This is a genomic window from uncultured Castellaniella sp. (assembly GCF_937988725.1).
GTDB lineage: Bacteria > Pseudomonadota > Gammaproteobacteria > Burkholderiales > Burkholderiaceae_B > Castellaniella.
The window spans coordinates 1-15778 of record NZ_CALKHS010000002.1; the positions used below are offsets into that span (position 1 = coordinate 1).

Sequence of the window (15778 nt, forward strand, 5' to 3'; positions counted from 1 at the left end):
TACCTGCTATTTTAAGCGGGTGACTGTGTCCGGGGGTTCAGGGGGCTAATCCACTACGATACCTTCAGTAGGGAAACCTAGCCCATCACGATAGAAGCGGAGCGACACGTCAAGATCCTCAACGCCGATGGTGATGACCGTGATTCGTGGTTTCATATGGTTGACTCCGTTAGACGCTTCATTGATCTTAGCCTAAGAAATCTGTCACGATTGTCATCATGCGACCCATTGCAGTCGTTCGAGCCGGCGTAGTCAACGCCTGCTATGCAGCTAAACCCGTCCTTGAAACCCGTTAAACAGGTTCACCGTAAGCCTGCCCAGTCAGCAATAACAAGGAAATCTCGGGCGTTGACTTCCGCAGCGACTCCACTGATGCAAAGTAACGCCGCGGCTCGGCATGGGGAATGGTCACACCATATCGGGCATTCCAGTCTGATGGACGCATCTCAAAGCAGGCCAAGCCTGCTCCAAGGGTGATCAGCTTGCTGCCGAGTGGGGTCATAACCAGCCGGCAACCACCCATGATCGACATGCTGTTCTCATACCTCTGCATCGCACCAAGCAGCTGACGGTAAGCTTCGAACGGGTGGGACTCGTGGGCATAGAGAATGTTCGAGGTAGGCGTCTTTCGACTGTCGAACAAAGGCCCTCGGTATTCGACGAGCAGGTTGTCTGCTCGCCGCGGATCCTTGGATGGATGCGGCACCACAGGACAGACCTCGGCCTCCATCGGAATCAAGGCAGAGTCGATAATCTTCTGTAACTGGTTGACGCGGTTTTCTCCGAGCACAGGAAACCAAACCAATGGCCGGTCCTGCAGGCTCTCCGCCTGCCACGCGGTGACGAAACCAGGAATCATCACTAGGTCGTTGCTGGGATCCTCTGCCCGAATCTGACCGTCCAAGTGAGCATCCTCAGCTACCAACACGTGAAAGTTCACCCCATTGGCATACAGCGGGTGTGGCTTGTCTGACGCCACGTCCTTGGTAGGCACAAGTTTGTACAGGATGTTGGTCAGCAGCGCCAAATAGGTTGCACGAGGTAAGGAACTAACATCCAAGATGATGTCCGTCTTACCGTCCACCTCATCAAGAACGGCCTTAACACGTTGGCGCAATGCATCGCTGGGACTGGCCTCGTCCTCCCCGTCCGGCACGGCAATGGTGATGGTCTCAGCTGAACCCAAGGGCGAAAACAGCGCTTCCAGTGCCACAGCATTCTCCTCGGTGAGCTTCACGATGTTGTCGTCGAGCTCGTAGCCCTCAAAACCCAGCATCAACAGTTTGGCGCTGGCGGTTTTACGCCCAGAACCTCGCTGTCCGGTGACGAACTCCCGCATAACCGTCTGCGCCCGTACGTCAAACCCACGCCCGGCGATGTACAGCAGGTCAACGAGGCGATCCTTCATCAGGTCGTCCCAGAGGTCATGAACCGCGTTACCCCGCCGAAAAACGTAATAGTCCCAGAGCATCAAACCACCTCCAGGTTCTTGCGGTTTGGCGTCAGCCGACGCTCCATCCACTTCATGAGCTCGCCAACAGAAACATCGCGCCAGCCCCCCATTTGCAAGGGAAGGCCATAGTGCACACACAACGAGCGATTAAGGTAGAAGACCGTGCCGCTGTCACGGGAGCCTGTGGCTTGACTCTCGCGCTGAACCAGCAAATTCTCCGCAGCGCATTCGGCTAGTACCCGCGCCAACGTTTGCCCAGCAAGTCCCAGTAGCTTGGAAGGGATAGTCAACTTGGCCAGTTCCGTGCGCGACAGGCGCACACCAGTGACACCGGGCGCATATGGCGCATTGGGAGCGAAGGTCTGGTCATGGCAGAACGCACCGATCGAATCCAAGAGCCGCTGGGCCCGCGTGCCTTCAGTGTGCGACTTCGGAATGAATTCGCGCTTACGACCTGCGGCATCTCGCAGAAGCTTCTCCTGCTCCTGCGCTGACAAAATCAGTTCAGCCTTGCGCAGCACCTGCTTGGCCTGGAGACCCACGTAGAGCGCAGCTGACAGCGCGAGCAATTCCTCGACGTTGTTCGTTGCCATGACGCACAGGCGATCAAAACCAAAGTAATACGGGATCCCTAGTTCTTCATGCATGAACAACTCAGCTGCCGCCCGGACCTGGGAGCTGTCCCTGTCTTCGAGCTCCTCCTCAGTCAAGATCAGATCCAAAGACATCTGACGTTTGGACTCGTCTCGCACCAGCAAGATGCGTGTCACGTATAACTCCACCAAGGACTCCACATTCGGCTCATTGGTGTACTGCTCGGCACGCGCTAACCACTGCAAGTACCGCTGGCTGGACTGATAACGTTCCACTTCGTTGCGAAAGCGTTGAATCCCTTCGGCAAGCTGGGCCCGAACCTCGCTGGAGACCAGTTCGTCGCGCAGGCATTGTGTGAACGAACCAACCGGCACAACATTCTGGTTCTTCATCCGGCGGTCCACGATGTTCTGAGCATAAGAAACGAACTGACTCAGCCCTTTGGCATCGCTCCACATCTTGTCCAGGTTGTACTCACGCAGATCGCGCCCTTCGCGCGCGCCCTGAGACAGCAATTCCGCGCCAAGCGCAACCGTGCGTTCGGCCAACCAGATGGGAATGGATGGACGCATCACGGTCAGATCATCAATCAGCATCGCCCGCTGCTTACGCCGCAGCTTGTGCATGTCGTCCACCATCAGCAGACGCTGGGGCGCGACTGCCCTACCCTCATACTGAAATTGGATGGACTGCAACCACAACACACCTTCGAAGTGCAAGTGCGCCGGCAATCCTCCACTGGGCGGCCCCAGGAATGCATCGAGTTGCGCGTACACACGCCGCTCGTGTTCCTCCGCCCACGTGGCGAGCTCTAACGCAGTATCCAGCACAGGTATGCCTTGCAGAGACGGCACTGTGGCGTAATTCAACTTGATCGCAGCCAACTGGTCCGGCGCACCGAGCCCCAACAAAGCTCCCAAGCTTCGCAGCGTGCGCAGTACAATGCGGCAATCGAGCAAGGCTCGAAACAGCCCCTCCTGCTCCAAACCTTCGCTGGATGGCAGATCTGCATAACCCGACGCGCAACTCAGGAAGACGCCCAGTAGTTGAGGGCTATTACCCTCGGTGAGAACCCCCCGGTTCACCAACCTCTGGAATGACTCGGCCAACTCAGGGCGAGCGCGGGAGTTCCAAAATGCACGCAATGCTGACGGCGTAAAGGCACGTAATAGTGTTGTCTTGCCCGCGCCCGGAGCACTACGAAACACGTGGACGGCACCCTCAAACGCATCGTCGGCCAGTTTCTCCAGGATTTTTGGAGAGAAAAGCCGCACAAACTCCATATCCGATGTCGTGCGTTCGGACATACGTTCAAGGAAGGGGTTGGAGTTATAGGCCATTCAGAACTCCCGGTGGCGGCTGACACGAGGGAACAGGCCGTGTGGCTTGAACTGCTCGGGGCCCCACAGCAGGAACAAGGAGTTGTTGGGGGTGTTGTGCCCAAGCACGACCGGCAAGGCGCAGCCAGCAAAACCCATGCTGGCGTCATCCGTACCACCGACACGAAAGTGCTTATCGACCACACGGTTGTCACAATAGGCGGGGTTCTGCAGCAGCGCAAGCAACTCAGGATTGGGCGTGCGTGACAGAGCTACTTCTGGCTCGATAGGGCACAGCACACGGACCTGCAAAGGCTTGAAACCAAAATTCGTTGTAAAGCGCTCTGACCAGTATTCGATGTGGTCAATGGCTTGACGCGTGGCGGTGTAAAGCATCAGGAACACTTCATAGTGAGAGGGATCCACCATACCCCCCTGGTGCAAGCGCTGGTAGACTTTGGGCACCTTGCCCTTGAACTTGCTTGAGCCACCGTCATACCGAATGTAGGTGTTGCCGCTGCCTGAAAAGTCATCAAGCAACCAGATCAGGTTGAAGTGGGGGTTTTCGACGGTGAAGCCTGCCTTCTCCAACGAGTCGCCCAGATCCTTGAGCATGTCACCGGCCTTATCCTCACCCAATTCGTACGCTTGCCATATCTGCTCGTTGCTGATCTCTCCATCGCTGGCACGGCGCAACTCATTGGTGCGAGCACCATCGCTCAACCCCAAGTAAAGGGAAGTGAGGCGTAGCTGCTCGAAACGCCGATGACGGGCGATCTGCTGGACACGAAACGATGGGATCTCGAACTCTTCGGAAACCAAGCGCATGCGCTCCTGAACGATCCAGTCTTGGTACGCAGTGCGCACGAGGTGAGAAAGCTCCGCGTCAGAGATGAACACCAGATGATCCAGCACTAAACGCAGTGCCGTCTGACGGTCTTTAGCCTCGAACTGACGAAGCCAAAGCGCCAGGCTTTCAATGAAGCGCCGGCCCGGGCCGAAACGCTGGTAATGGTCGTATTTGAAATCGGCCATCAGTTGTAGCGTCGGCAGTACCGGTGGCACCGCCTCCAGGTCCTCCCACCCCATCACCTTAGCCAGCAATGTGGCAGCATTCTGATCATGCATGGCGGTCAACCCCCAATGTTGGTAGCAGGCGGCAGTGCCAAGCTGAACATACCCTCTTCCGCCATCTGCATGTGCGCGAGGTACCAAAGCGTGGCGTCGACATCTCGCTTCTCTGGTGGCGCCAGCTTCCATCCGCGGTCAAGCCGACGCGAGGGCATGTCCACACTCAATGAGAACCGGTGCTCCAACAAAGCTGCGTCGTTGCCAGGCCAGGCCCCCTGATCACCCATGGTTAGAATCTCGTACGGATCGATCTTGTCGTCCTGGATGATACTGGCGATCAACCTGGACTTGCTCACACCGTTGGCAAGGATGTCCACTGAATGCTTGCTGCGAACCATGGTCGAAAGGTCCAAACCCGCCTGGCGCAAGGCATCAGCAATGACGAACCACATGGCATCGGTCGCCAGGCCCTCACGGAATCGCACACTCACCTGATAAGGCGGTGTTGTCTTATGAGCCAATATGGGGACGCCCAGTGACTTCAGGCGCACGACGATGCGCGTCACATGGCTCAGAAATTCGCTCGTCTGGTTTGGCAGAATGGGCGCGACATCCGCAGCGTCGATCCATCCGCCGTTGTACAGGCAAAGGCGAATCTTCTTCAGGACGTCATCGGGCAGCGCCTCCCGCAAGCGATCCTGAAGGGAGTCTCCGCGCCCAGAGGCGATACCGACCAACACGCCTGCACGCACAAGCCGCACCAGCTGCGCCACGACATCTGTTGAAGGCGGCCCATCCTTACTCTGCGAACTGCACAAGGTGCCGTCATAATCGAACACGATCGCCCGAAACCGCTGCGCCTGAATCACGTCCCGAAATATCTGTGCTGCACGGCGCATCGCACCGTGATCGCGCTGAGAGGGCCAATGGGCCCCCAAAACTTCGTATTTGGACTGGACCTCGGCCGGGCCTGCGGTCTCGGGCAGCGGGATCACATCGCGCAGGTTCGTATAGTGAATCTCCCTGCCATAGCTGGGGACGTCCGGTCGCCCAGGATCCTTCCCCAGTTGGCGGCCAACCGCCGCCACGATGTGCATCTGAGCCACCAGTCCAGCGATCAAGTGCGCCGGATCAGAGCCGGCCAAGGGCATTGTGAGGGTGGGGATCCCGACCGGGAATTTGCCGCGCATGCCTTCCCAGAGCGGGTTCAAGGATGGCTCAACCAACGCTAGAATTGCGCACTCTTCGGGGCGCTGGGCAAGCCAGAGATGCCGCCCGTGGGCATAAGAACGCAGGTCGGCAAGCTGCGTGTGCAGCAAAGCACCCTCGGAGAGTTTGGACTCGAGGTCCGTCGCGATGGACCTAAGCAGAGGCGAATAGACCACGGTTAGCGCACCCCGCCGTACCGCTTCTTCGATGAAGGGCTGAGCGTCCGCCAACCAGTCATCCACCGTCTGATCGCCTACGCGCAGCGCCGACATGTCTGGAGGCATAGGTTCTGGGCGACCGTTGAGTTCGCCATACGCCCTCGCAACCAGCACGGCATCAAGCAAGAGGCTGTTGGTGGCCAAGTAGCCGTCCTTTTTCGCCAACTCGAACACGTAGGGCTTCACCCCAGGCAGAGCTTGCACGTGCTGCATCAAAGGACTGTCTTGCCGATTGGTTAACACGTGCACAGTACGTGAGCTGAATCGGCGAGCCCGCTCAAGCGCTTCCATAACGTCCGGATTCTTGCCTTCCGCCGAAATGAGGAACACCGGACTGGAAGAGGCCAGCGCGGGGCTGCATATGATTTCCAGTGGTGTCGATGGTCGAGAGACGCGCCCCGTGTAGGCTTCGTGAAAGCTGCATAGCAGCGATGCCACCGTGAAAGAGCCGCCGGATCCCACGCCGATCATGCTGGCCTCTGCTGTGCTCGCGATTGCGAGCTTCAAGGACGCGATGTCGGAGGCACACGCTGCGGCATAGCTATGCCGCAGTTCCGCCAGTTCTTCCTCATAATGGCTCAAGGCCGGCGACGTACCATCGCCATTCATGCTGCGGTGAGCTCCTGCTTCGCTGCAAGCTTCTTGCTTTTTGCCGCTTTGGTCGTCACGGCAGGCTTGGCCTTGCTCGCCCGCGTTGGCTTCAGTGCATAGGCTGAGCGAAGCTCCATGAGCATCACGCCCAGCATGTTCTCACCATTGCCGTTCACCTCGCCCCACAAACGATTCACAGCATTGTTCACGGTTCCCGCCTCAACGAGCCTGGCGTTGCCAGTCGACATCAACAGCTCCTTCAGGTCAGCATGCTGGTCGAACTTTGCTCGCAGCACAGCACGCATGCGATCAAACTTGATCTTGGCCCAATCCGGCACTACGTCCCAGACATAAAGACCGTGGGCAGCCATGGCAGCCAGCGCAGGCGTTGGCGCACCGAGAATCCACTCCCTCACCGCCGGCTTCCGAGCCTTTCCCGCCTGGTAAGCGTGCTCGGAAGTGGGGAAGGTTCTGCCCTCGAACTCAATAGGACGAGGATAGAGGTTGCTGAATGCACCATACGGCTTTTCGTTGGAACGATAGAAGCGGATTTCGGATGGTTCGGCAGACTGTTTTGCTACCGGACGCTTTCGCGCCGTCTGCGGCGTCTTAGTCATTTTCGGGATTCCTTGGTGTACGAATCGGGGCTGATGCCCAGTGTTCGGCAATGGTTGAGGATCAATACTTCTAGCAAGCCAGTCACGCTGCGGCGTTCAAGTACTGCTGCTGCCTCTGCCGCGGCCTTGATCACGGGATCAAGGCGAACCGAGAGCGTGGCTGTTTTAACCTTGGGACGTCGAGCTGGTGCCATGGCACTGTATTTGAGTTGAAGTTGCGTGAGCTGAGAGAAGTGTACTGCACTCCGCAGTACGCCCACTGCCCAAAAGTCGAACTGACCGAGCCTTGCCGTCTGGCCGCTTGTGCGCGCCCTGGTAGCCCGCGTCGACAAAGATATCCATCTCCTACCCGTGAGCAAGCTGTTGGCTTCGATCACATCGTGGACGGGTCCAGCCGTGCCGCGCACAGTACGCATCAGACCGAATCGGTGTTCACGCCGAAGAGTGCCTTCATGCCGAAGAAGATATGGGCTGCGATAAGTCGATAGCCGCCTGTCATCCGATTTACCGCGAACGGCAGCAATCCGCCTGAAAGTCACCCAAGGGCATGCCTTCAAGGGCTGCTTCTGGCCGATTACTGCCACACATATAGGACGGTCTGGACAATTCAGAACTCAACGACTATATTGTCCGAGATTCGATGGCATCCTTCCATAACATATTGATTTCAAAAAACTATGACTCAATGCCCAGGAGTGATCGACATCGACAGAAGGTCACGGGATCTTTGATATGCAACACAAAAATTGATACGCAGTGTGCACCTGTGAGGGCTGACCGATGCCAGCAGGCGCAACAGGTATCTTGCATTTTTTAGCATGCTAAAAAATTCGACGTTGAGGCGCCAAGTTAGGATCAGCGTGGGCAAACACATTCAAGTCGATAGCGCCTCACAAAATGGTTCAAGCGCAAAGTGACCGGACAATTTACATAGTGAAATACGTACCACAAATTGTGCGGCTCAAAGCGACCACCGGCCCCCAGCGGGGTCATGAGATACAGGGAACTTGCACAAAAGAGGATACGTATTTCTAACGGTTGCTTGCACTACGCACGGCAGCGATGACCAGTTACAGCCAGGCGCAGGTAAACAAGATTTGGGCGAACACATCTGCAAGCAGTCACTGGGGTTAACCCTCGTGGAATACAAGATCACCAGAATCTCTAGGAGAGAATCTTGGCGATCTTGGGTATCTTGATCAGCTTGCTCTAGATCCTGAGGGTTTACAGCCGCCAGTACCAGCCTCCGTCCCCCTCCTTCTCGATGTTGATCTGCAGCTCAGCTTTTGCACGATTAACAGTGGAACTCGAGTATCCTGCCGCTGCAGCTAGCTCGAATATTTTTACGGATGGTAAACGGCCTTGTTCCGTCAATATCTTGACTAGGAACTCTTTGGTTTCCTCCATTCTGCTGAGGGGTCGATTCGCCTGCTCCGCCCGGGTCAAAATCTCCTGGGCATCACCGTCTACTGCACCTCCCCATACCACCCTAGACGTCTCTATAGACGGAGAAATGTTCACCGGCTCAACAAAATATTCGAACCCGTCGCCATTCGGCCCCAGATTGTTTTTCGCACGCGCCAGTACCCTCTCATCAGCACCTAAACGCCGAGCAGTCACCAAAACGACCCGAGCAAGCGCAGCGAATGCTTGTGACCCGATGACACGATCCAGTGGGTTTTGAGTGATTTTCCCACTTCCCTTTGAAAAATGTGAGATCCCAATGACAGCGACACCAGAACGCGCCAACACCACTAGGTCATGCAAATCCCGGCGAACTTCGTTAGCCCGATGAGCATCCCCAGCAACCGCACTTATAATCGGATCAATGACCACGAGTCCGGCACCACCAATCTCAGCAATTTTCATCATTAGCTGACGGACATCAGTGCTGGGATCAAACTCTCTGAAACGGCCGCGGTCATGGATCTGCATCACAAAATGGATTCGGCTACGATCAGCTCCCATAGCGATCAGGCGCGGCAGGAGCGTTGCCTCGATCTCATCTTCTGCCGACCAAATCACGACGTTACTAGGCTCCGTACACTCAGTGCCATCTGGCCAAGGCCCTGTACCTGAGACGATCGAAGCTAGCGATAGGGCCAACGTAGTTTTCCCGGTTCCCGGCATACCAGCCAAAATTGTGATGGCGGCACTGGGTAACCAGTGTTTCCACAACCACTGAACTGCCTGGGGCTCACATTCGGCAGCACGCACCAATCGCACCCCCTCGGGATACTCCGATGTTTTCCAAGAGTTCATCAGCGACTCCCGTCAGAAATCTGAGTACCCCCGCCAAAGGGGCTGGTGTCCTCCATACGCCTACGCCACGCGGCGGCCGCCTCTACAGTGATCAGACGGCGCCGCCCGACTCGCATTGCCACAGGACCCTCACCGCGAGCCCATAGGGTATATAGGTGGTTTCTGCTAATTCCATGCTCGTCGCAGAAATCCTGTACAGAAAAAACTGTATTTCCTTTTCTCATAATCGACCTATAAATGAAACGCTATGGCCATTCCATAGACAGGTCAATTATTCAGAAATGCGCTGGCAAATCCGCCGGTGATAGCGCCCTCTGAGGGCACTATCAGTGAATTGCATGGGCATCCACGGACATTTTTTAGCATGCTAAAAATCCAGATGCCTCCCAGACACAACGAGCCACGCTGTTTTACAGCACCCACCGTCAGAGGGGACTAGCGGCGGCCAGTTCTACAGCCATAGGATAGTATCGCCTGAGCCGGCAGTGACGGAAATTGCCACCGGTGTGCGCTTGAGCATCTATTTGTCGCAGAATCAGCATGCAACTCCAGTCGCAGAGTCTGTCCCGACGAACGACCCTCTGGACCGTGACCGGGCTTCGCGGCTAGAGTCACGGCTAGAGTTACGGCTAGAGTCGAAATTAGCAGCTAAAGTAATACTGATACTAAAGAGTCACGAGTCGGGAAAGGCCGGCTCTACATCATTAACGGGGGACAGCGGCATTCATTAGACTTGTTTTTGCGAAGAAACACGTTTAATGGAGTCAATGCCGATGTCCCCAATCGATTCTATCCTAGGGATCCATGGTCTGGTGGTGCAGGCGGTCAAACGCGCTCAAGACATTCACGTCTGGGCCAAGCCACGCAGCCGGCCCGCCTGCCCGCGTTGCGCGGGCGAGCAGCTACGGATCAAGGCCACGCATCACCGAACGCTCAAGCACACCCGCCAGGGCAATCAGCTTATGGTGCTGCACCTCTCGGTGCCGAAGTGCCACTGCACCGCCTGCAACCGCTACTTTCGCCATCCGTTCCCCGGCATCCGCCCGCGCCTGCGAGCCACCGAGGCGTACCGCCTGGAGGTCTTCGAGGCGCACGACGGGGGCGTGAGCCAACGCAAACTGACCCGGACACACCGGATCGGCAGCGCCACCGTCGAGCGCTGGTACCAATCCTTCGTGCGCCAACGGGTCTCGGAGCTCTCGGGCAGGACCTGCCCCCAAGTACTGGGGATCGACGAGCACTTCTTCACCCGCAAGCGGGGCTACGCCACCACGCTCGTGGACCTGAAGAATCACAAGGTGTTCGATGTCGTGCTGGGGCGTGCCGAGGCTAGCCTGCGCAGCTACCTCAAGCGCCTGCCTGGCCGAGAGAAGGTCCGTGTCATCGTCATGGATCTGTCCGAGACCTACCGCGCCATCGCCCGCCAGTACTTCCCCAATGCCATGATCGTCGCAGACCGCTTCCACGTCGTGCGGCTCGTGAACCAGCACTTCCTGAAGCTATGGCAGCAATATGATCCCGAAGGCCGCAGGAACCGGGGATTGTTGAGCCTCATGCGTCGTCACCACTGGAAGCTCTCGTCCGTGCAAAAAGATCGGCTGCATCAGTATCTGGCTCAGTCGCCCGTGCTGCAGACCCTGTACTTCGCCAAACAGCAACTCAACGGCTTTCTGGTGCTCAAGGCCATGAAGGCCAAGCGGGCCAGGAAGCTGCTGCCCAAGTTCCTGGCGCTGATCCGTCAGTTCGAGCAAAGTCCTGCCAAGGCGCTGGCGGCCACGTTAACATCGTGGCTGGAGCCCATCGTACGCATGTGGCGCTTCTCCAGATCCAACGGCATCACCGAGGGCTTCCATACCAAGATGGAGATGCTCTCGCGCCGGGCGTACGGCTTCAGAAACTTTGAGAATTACCGTTTGAGAGTCTTGGCTCAATGCGGCTGGAACGGTGTCATCAACCGTGTCTGATGAATGCCCATCCCCCGATAGTGGGGTAGAGCCGAAAGGCCACTGATGACCACGGAAGTCCAAGAATGTTTTGCGTACTTGTTGCGTACAGCAACCCTGCCGCAATTTTCAAAAATCACGTAACTGATTGATTTTATGGGGATTTATATGGTGGGCGGTACTGGGTTCGAACCAGTGACCCCTGCCGTGTGAAGGCAGTGCTCTACCACTGAGCTAACCGCCCAATCGGGATGCTGCCTGGATCAGCGCGGGAAGCGCCGGGACAGCCGACTGGAAAGACCGCAATTGTACACGAAACGAAAATCCGGTGCCAAAAGGCCCGGCGTGTCGGCGCAACCGGCCGCATCACGCATCCCGCCGTCCTCGTCCGTTGCGGCCTTGCCCTGGACTGGCCTCAGCCCAACAGCGCGTACAGCGGATCGTCGCGACCCCGGGTGGACAGCTGCATCGTCGGCGCGAACGGCGCGCTGCCGGGCGATTCCTCCAGAAGCAGGGAATCATAGGCGACCACCCTTCGGGCGATCTTCCAGGTCCCGTCCCGCCGCTCGAACCGGTCCAGATAGCGGCACCGCACCTGCGTCTGCTGCTCGCTGCCGCCCACCGTCAGGCCCACGTCCGACGCCGATGATGCGCCGCCCGCCTTGAGCCGCTGGTAGGTCACGCAGTACGTCTCGACCAGGGCCAGCATCGGGCTGCGCCATTCGATCACGCAATTGCCCAGGAAGTGCATCGACTGCGCGACCCCTTCGTGGCGGCGCGACATCCACCGGATCAAGCCGTCCACGTCGCCGTTGTAGGGGCCGTGATCGTCCACCGCGTCGGTGTGATAGGCGGCGCGCACCAGATCGAAGTCGCGCCGATCCACGCCACGGCAATAGCCTTGCAGCGCGTCCCGGATGGCGTGCTCGTCGGCCAGACGGTTCAGGAAGCTTTCATGCTCATTCATCATCTCGGATTCCTATGACACCCAATTCAAGAGGCAGCCGTGTCCAGGGCCGCCGACAGGCCTGCGATCCGCCCCATGGTCAGCGCGTTGGCAATCGAATTGCCGCCTCCCACGTAACGGTTGCCCAGCACTCCGCCCCCGGCCTCGCCGGCCGCATACAGTCCCCGGATGACGGCGCCGCGCACGTCCCGGACACGCGCCTCGGCATCGATGGCAAGCCCGGTATGCGTGCAGACCAGTTCGGCCGGGCAAGTACGCGCGGCATAAAAAGGCGCCTGCTCGATGGCATCCAGCGGCCTGTCGTCGCCCTTGTTGCGCAAGGAGGTCTGGCGCAGAAAGTCGGGGTCCTCTCCATTGGGCAGTTGTTCATTCCAGCGCGCGACGGCGGCCGCCAACCGATCCGGCGGCACATGCATTTTGGCGGCCAGTTCCTCCAGGGATTGCGCCATCAGCATCCGGCCCGCGGCGGCGTCTTCCGCAACCCGCTCTTTATTCCAGTGAGCATAGCCTTCGGGCAGAGCCAGGCGCGCCTTTTCGTCAAAGACGTTCCAGACATTCCCGCCATTATCCCGCACGATTCCGGGAGACACGGCATAGGGGATGTCCTCATTCATGAAGCGATCGCCGGACTGGTTGACATAGATCCTGGATCGCGGCGGAAAGCCGGACTGCCAATGGTGCAGGCGCTGTATGTAGGAGGTGACCATCAGCAGGCCTTGCCCATGGCCGGCCAGGGCCGCATTGGCGGATTCGCCGAACCGGATGTGGTCGCCACGGCTGCCCGCCGCCGCCACGATGAACAGATCTTCACCGGCCTCGAGGGTTTCCGGGTAGTACAGCCTGCGCAGATGGCTGTCGTGCGCAAAGCCTCCGCTGGCGACGATGACCGACGATGCTTCGATCGACTCGCCGCCCATCCGGATGCCCCGGACACGGCCGTCCTGGACGATCAGGTCCTCGACCCGGTTGTCCAGGAACAGGTCCACCCCCTTTTGCAGGCGCTGCTGATTCAGCACGCTGACCAGACCATAGCCCTGATCCTTGGGAACGTGGCCGCGCCAGACCGCCTCCACGCCGGCCTGCATCAGGCCGGGATCATGGGCGTTGGTGGAGAACTTCGCCGGAAACTCCACACCCAGGCCGATCAGCCATTCCAGCGTGGGGCCCGAGGCCTCGCAGAAACGCTTGATCAGGCCCGGACGCAAGCGCCACTGGTTCAGATCCATATAGTGCTGGAAGAACTGCTCCGGCGAGTCTTCCACCCCCAGCGCCTGCTGCACGCTGGTGGCCGCCGCGGTGAACATGCCCGCGGACAGCTGCGTGGAGCCGCCGATTTCCTTCTCGGATTCCAGGATCGCGACACGCGATCCTTGCTCCGCCGCCGACACGGCGGCGGCCAGGCCGGCGCCGCCCGCGCCGATCACAATGACATCCCAATCGCTCATAAATCGCCTCCGACGGATCGCGCCGCCGCCTCATGGTTGATGCGCCAATAGGTCCCGGCGGCGACCAGCCCCCCGTCGACCGTGAGTTCGCTGCCGCTCAGATAGGAAGAGTCCGGCGAAATCAGGAAGACGACCGCCGCGCTGACTTCGGACGGCTTGCCCGCCCGGGACAGGGGAATGGACTGCAGCGACGAAGCCACGAAAGCCGTCGCCCCGCTGACCATCGGCGTCTCGATCAGGCCGGGATGGATCGAGTTCGCCCGGATGCCCCAGGCGGCGTATTCCGCGGCCGCGCTCTTGGTCAGGCCGCGCAGACCCCATTTGCTCGCCCCATACGCCGCCCCGTGATATCCCAGCTGCCCGGCGATCGAGGAGATGTTGACGATGGATCCGCCCCCGCCTTCCTTCATCAGCGGCGCCATGGCCCGCATGCCGTAAAAGGCGCCCGTCAGATTGATGTCCAGGACCCTGCGCCAGTTCGCGTCGTCCGTGCCATGGATGCCCTGGCGATAGGAGACGCCCGCATTGTTGACCAGCCCCGCGAGCGGCGACGGACCCCGGGCGATCTGATCGGCCAGGCGCGCCCATGCATCCGAATCCGTCACGTCCAGCACGTGGCCGCTGGCGGACCTGCCTTCCGCCCGGATGGCGTCGACCACCGACGCCACGTCCCTGACGTCCGCCAGGCACACGTGCCAGCCGCTCCGGGCCAGGGCCAGGGCATGCGACGCCCCCATCCCCTGGGCCGCCCCCGTCACCAGGACGCAAGCCCGTCGATCAGCCATGGCGCGACCCGCCATCCACGCCCAGGGTCTGTCCCGACACATACGATGCCGAATCGGACACCAGAAACAGCAAAGCGCCCAGCACCTGCTCGGGCGTTCCGATGCGCCCCAGGGGAATGGACGCCAGGGCCTTTTCCATCGCGCCGGGCACCTCGCGGACCCAGTTGGTCATCTCGGTGTCGATGAAGCCGGGCGCCAGGGCGTTCACGCGGATGCTGCGCTCGCCCAGCTCCACCGCCATGGACCGGGTCAGATTGTGGACGGCGGCCTTGGTGGCGGAATACACGGCCCGCCCGCGCCGGACGCGGAATGCCGCGACCGACGCCATGTTGACGATGCAGCCGCCTGCGCTCATGACGCTGGCCGCCGCCTGCGCGCCGTAGATCACGCCCTCGACGTTGACGCCGAAGGTGTGCTGGACCTGCGTCTCGGTGACAGAATCCATGTCGGTCTGCGGAAAGACGCCGGCGTTGCTGACCCAGATATCCAGACGGCCGAAGCGCTGGCGGGCCTGCTCGGCCACCTCGAAGTGCGATTCGCGCCTGGTGACGTCGCAGCGCATGCCCGTCAGGGTGCCCGCCGCATCGCCCAGTTCCTCCCTGGATCGGGCCAGGGATTGTTCCAGGACGGCTTCATCGATATCCACCGCCAGGACATGCGCGCCCTGGGCCGCCAGCCCCGCCGCGAAACAGGCTCCCATGCCCCTGGCCGCGCCCGTGACGACGGCCACCCGGCCCGCGAGTTCCGGAAACCGGGCCAGACGCGCGCCCATACCGTCATGACTTGATTGTTCTGCCACTTCAACACCTCTCGAAAAAATTGGATGACCCGCCCTCGCCGCCGGCGCTTGCGTCCCGGACGGCGCGGAGTGAATTCAGTACGTGACCTTCCTGCAACGGATGCGCCACCCCTCGTCCGTCCTGTCCAGTTGGTCCGCCAGCGTCACGATGCGCAGCAGGCGCGCGTCCGGCGACCGGGCGCCCGTGGCGACGATCAGCAGATAGGCCTGCACCTCGGCGCCCGCTTCGTCGATCCGGCGCACCCACAGATCCTGGACCAGATGCCGATGCCGCTCGCCATCCTGCGCGGCGCGCTGGCTGAAGGCCTCCGATATCGCCTTGAGCCGCTCGCGCCCGACCGCCGGCTTTCCATAGGTGGGCGAATGGAATTCGCCGGACGGCGTGAAGGTGTCGGCCCACCTCTCGTGCTGCCCGGTATCGATCAGATGCGCCTGCCGGGCATAGAAATCGTGCAGGACGGCGACGGCCCCGCCATCAAGTTCAGTCATGTTCGGATCCTGAATG

Annotated in this window: 12 protein-coding genes, 1 tRNA gene and 2 pseudogenes; 1 reads left to right on the plus strand and 14 read right to left on the minus strand. The window is 59.6% G+C overall.

From position 1 onward, the window contains the following. Positions 1-54 precede the first annotated feature (54 nt). From Q0263_RS01210 to Q0263_RS01245, 8 genes and pseudogenes are all read right to left on the minus strand, one after another. Positions 55-156, minus strand: a pseudogene (locus Q0263_RS01210) (VOC family protein); the annotation flags it as partial. A gap of 136 nt (positions 157-292) precedes the next feature. After that, positions 293-1471, minus strand: a complete 1179-nt coding sequence (locus Q0263_RS01215; protein ID WP_298012558.1) for a hypothetical protein — start codon at positions 1469-1471, stop codon at positions 293-295. Next, on the minus strand, positions 1471-3387 hold the full coding sequence (locus tag Q0263_RS01220) for a hypothetical protein (protein ID WP_298012560.1): 1917 nt from the start codon (positions 3385-3387) through the stop codon (positions 1471-1473). The genes Q0263_RS01215 and Q0263_RS01220 overlap by 1 nt, the downstream gene beginning before the upstream one ends. Beyond that, positions 3388-4494 (minus strand): hypothetical protein, encoded by a 1107-nt coding sequence (locus Q0263_RS01225; protein WP_298012563.1) that lies wholly within the window; start codon positions 4492-4494, stop codon positions 3388-3390. Between the two features lie 5 nt (positions 4495-4499). After that, a complete protein-coding gene (locus tag Q0263_RS01230; protein WP_298012565.1) occupies positions 4500-6473 on the minus strand; it encodes an HAD-IIB family hydrolase in 1974 nt (657 codons plus the stop codon). Continuing rightward, positions 6470-7072 carry an NADAR family protein gene (locus tag Q0263_RS01235; RefSeq protein ID WP_298012569.1) on the minus strand — a complete coding sequence of 201 codons (603 nt, stop codon included), beginning with the start codon at positions 7070-7072 and terminating at the stop codon, positions 6470-6472. The genes Q0263_RS01230 and Q0263_RS01235 overlap by 4 nt, the downstream gene beginning before the upstream one ends. A 285-nt stretch (positions 7073-7357) precedes the next feature. Further along, positions 7358-7535: pseudogene (locus tag Q0263_RS01240) on the minus strand (IS5/IS1182 family transposase); the annotation flags it as partial. Positions 7536-8296: 761 nt separating this feature from the next. Further along, positions 8297-9334 carry an AAA family ATPase gene (locus Q0263_RS01245; RefSeq protein WP_298012572.1) on the minus strand — a complete coding sequence of 346 codons (1038 nt, stop codon included), beginning with the start codon at positions 9332-9334 and terminating at the stop codon, positions 8297-8299. Between the two features lie 773 nt (positions 9335-10107). Between Q0263_RS01245 and Q0263_RS01250 the strand changes: the two genes are divergently transcribed. Next, complete coding sequence (locus tag Q0263_RS01250; protein ID WP_298012574.1) at positions 10108-11298, plus strand: ISL3 family transposase; 1191 nt, start codon at positions 10108-10110, stop codon at positions 11296-11298. A gap of 148 nt (positions 11299-11446) precedes the next feature. Here Q0263_RS01250 and Q0263_RS01255 read toward each other — a convergent pair. The 6 genes from Q0263_RS01255 to Q0263_RS01280 all read right to left on the minus strand — a co-directional run bounded on the left by Q0263_RS01255 (position 11447) and on the right by Q0263_RS01280 (position 15762). Further along, a tRNA-Val gene (locus tag Q0263_RS01255) sits at positions 11447-11521 on the minus strand. Between the two features lie 171 nt (positions 11522-11692). Beyond that, positions 11693-12247: a nuclear transport factor 2 family protein gene (locus tag Q0263_RS01260; RefSeq protein ID WP_298012576.1), complete on the minus strand. Its 555-nt coding sequence runs from the start codon at positions 12245-12247 to the stop codon at positions 11693-11695. Positions 12248-12270: 23 nt separating this feature from the next. Next, a complete protein-coding gene (locus Q0263_RS01265; protein ID WP_298012578.1) occupies positions 12271-13689 on the minus strand; it encodes an FAD-dependent oxidoreductase in 1419 nt (472 codons plus the stop codon). Then, positions 13686-14474, minus strand: a complete 789-nt coding sequence (locus Q0263_RS01270; RefSeq protein WP_298012579.1) for an SDR family NAD(P)-dependent oxidoreductase — start codon at positions 14472-14474, stop codon at positions 13686-13688. Before Q0263_RS01270 ends, Q0263_RS01265 begins: the two co-directional genes overlap by 4 nt. Next, positions 14467-15273, minus strand: a complete 807-nt coding sequence (locus tag Q0263_RS01275; RefSeq protein ID WP_298012581.1) for an SDR family oxidoreductase — start codon at positions 15271-15273, stop codon at positions 14467-14469. Before Q0263_RS01275 ends, Q0263_RS01270 begins: the two co-directional genes overlap by 8 nt. Before the next feature lie 75 nt (positions 15274-15348). Next, the gene (locus Q0263_RS01280; RefSeq protein ID WP_298012582.1) at positions 15349-15762 is read right to left on the minus strand and encodes a nuclear transport factor 2 family protein; all 414 of its coding nucleotides are present in this window, start codon (positions 15760-15762) and stop codon (positions 15349-15351) included. Positions 15763-15778: the final 16 nt, after the last annotated feature.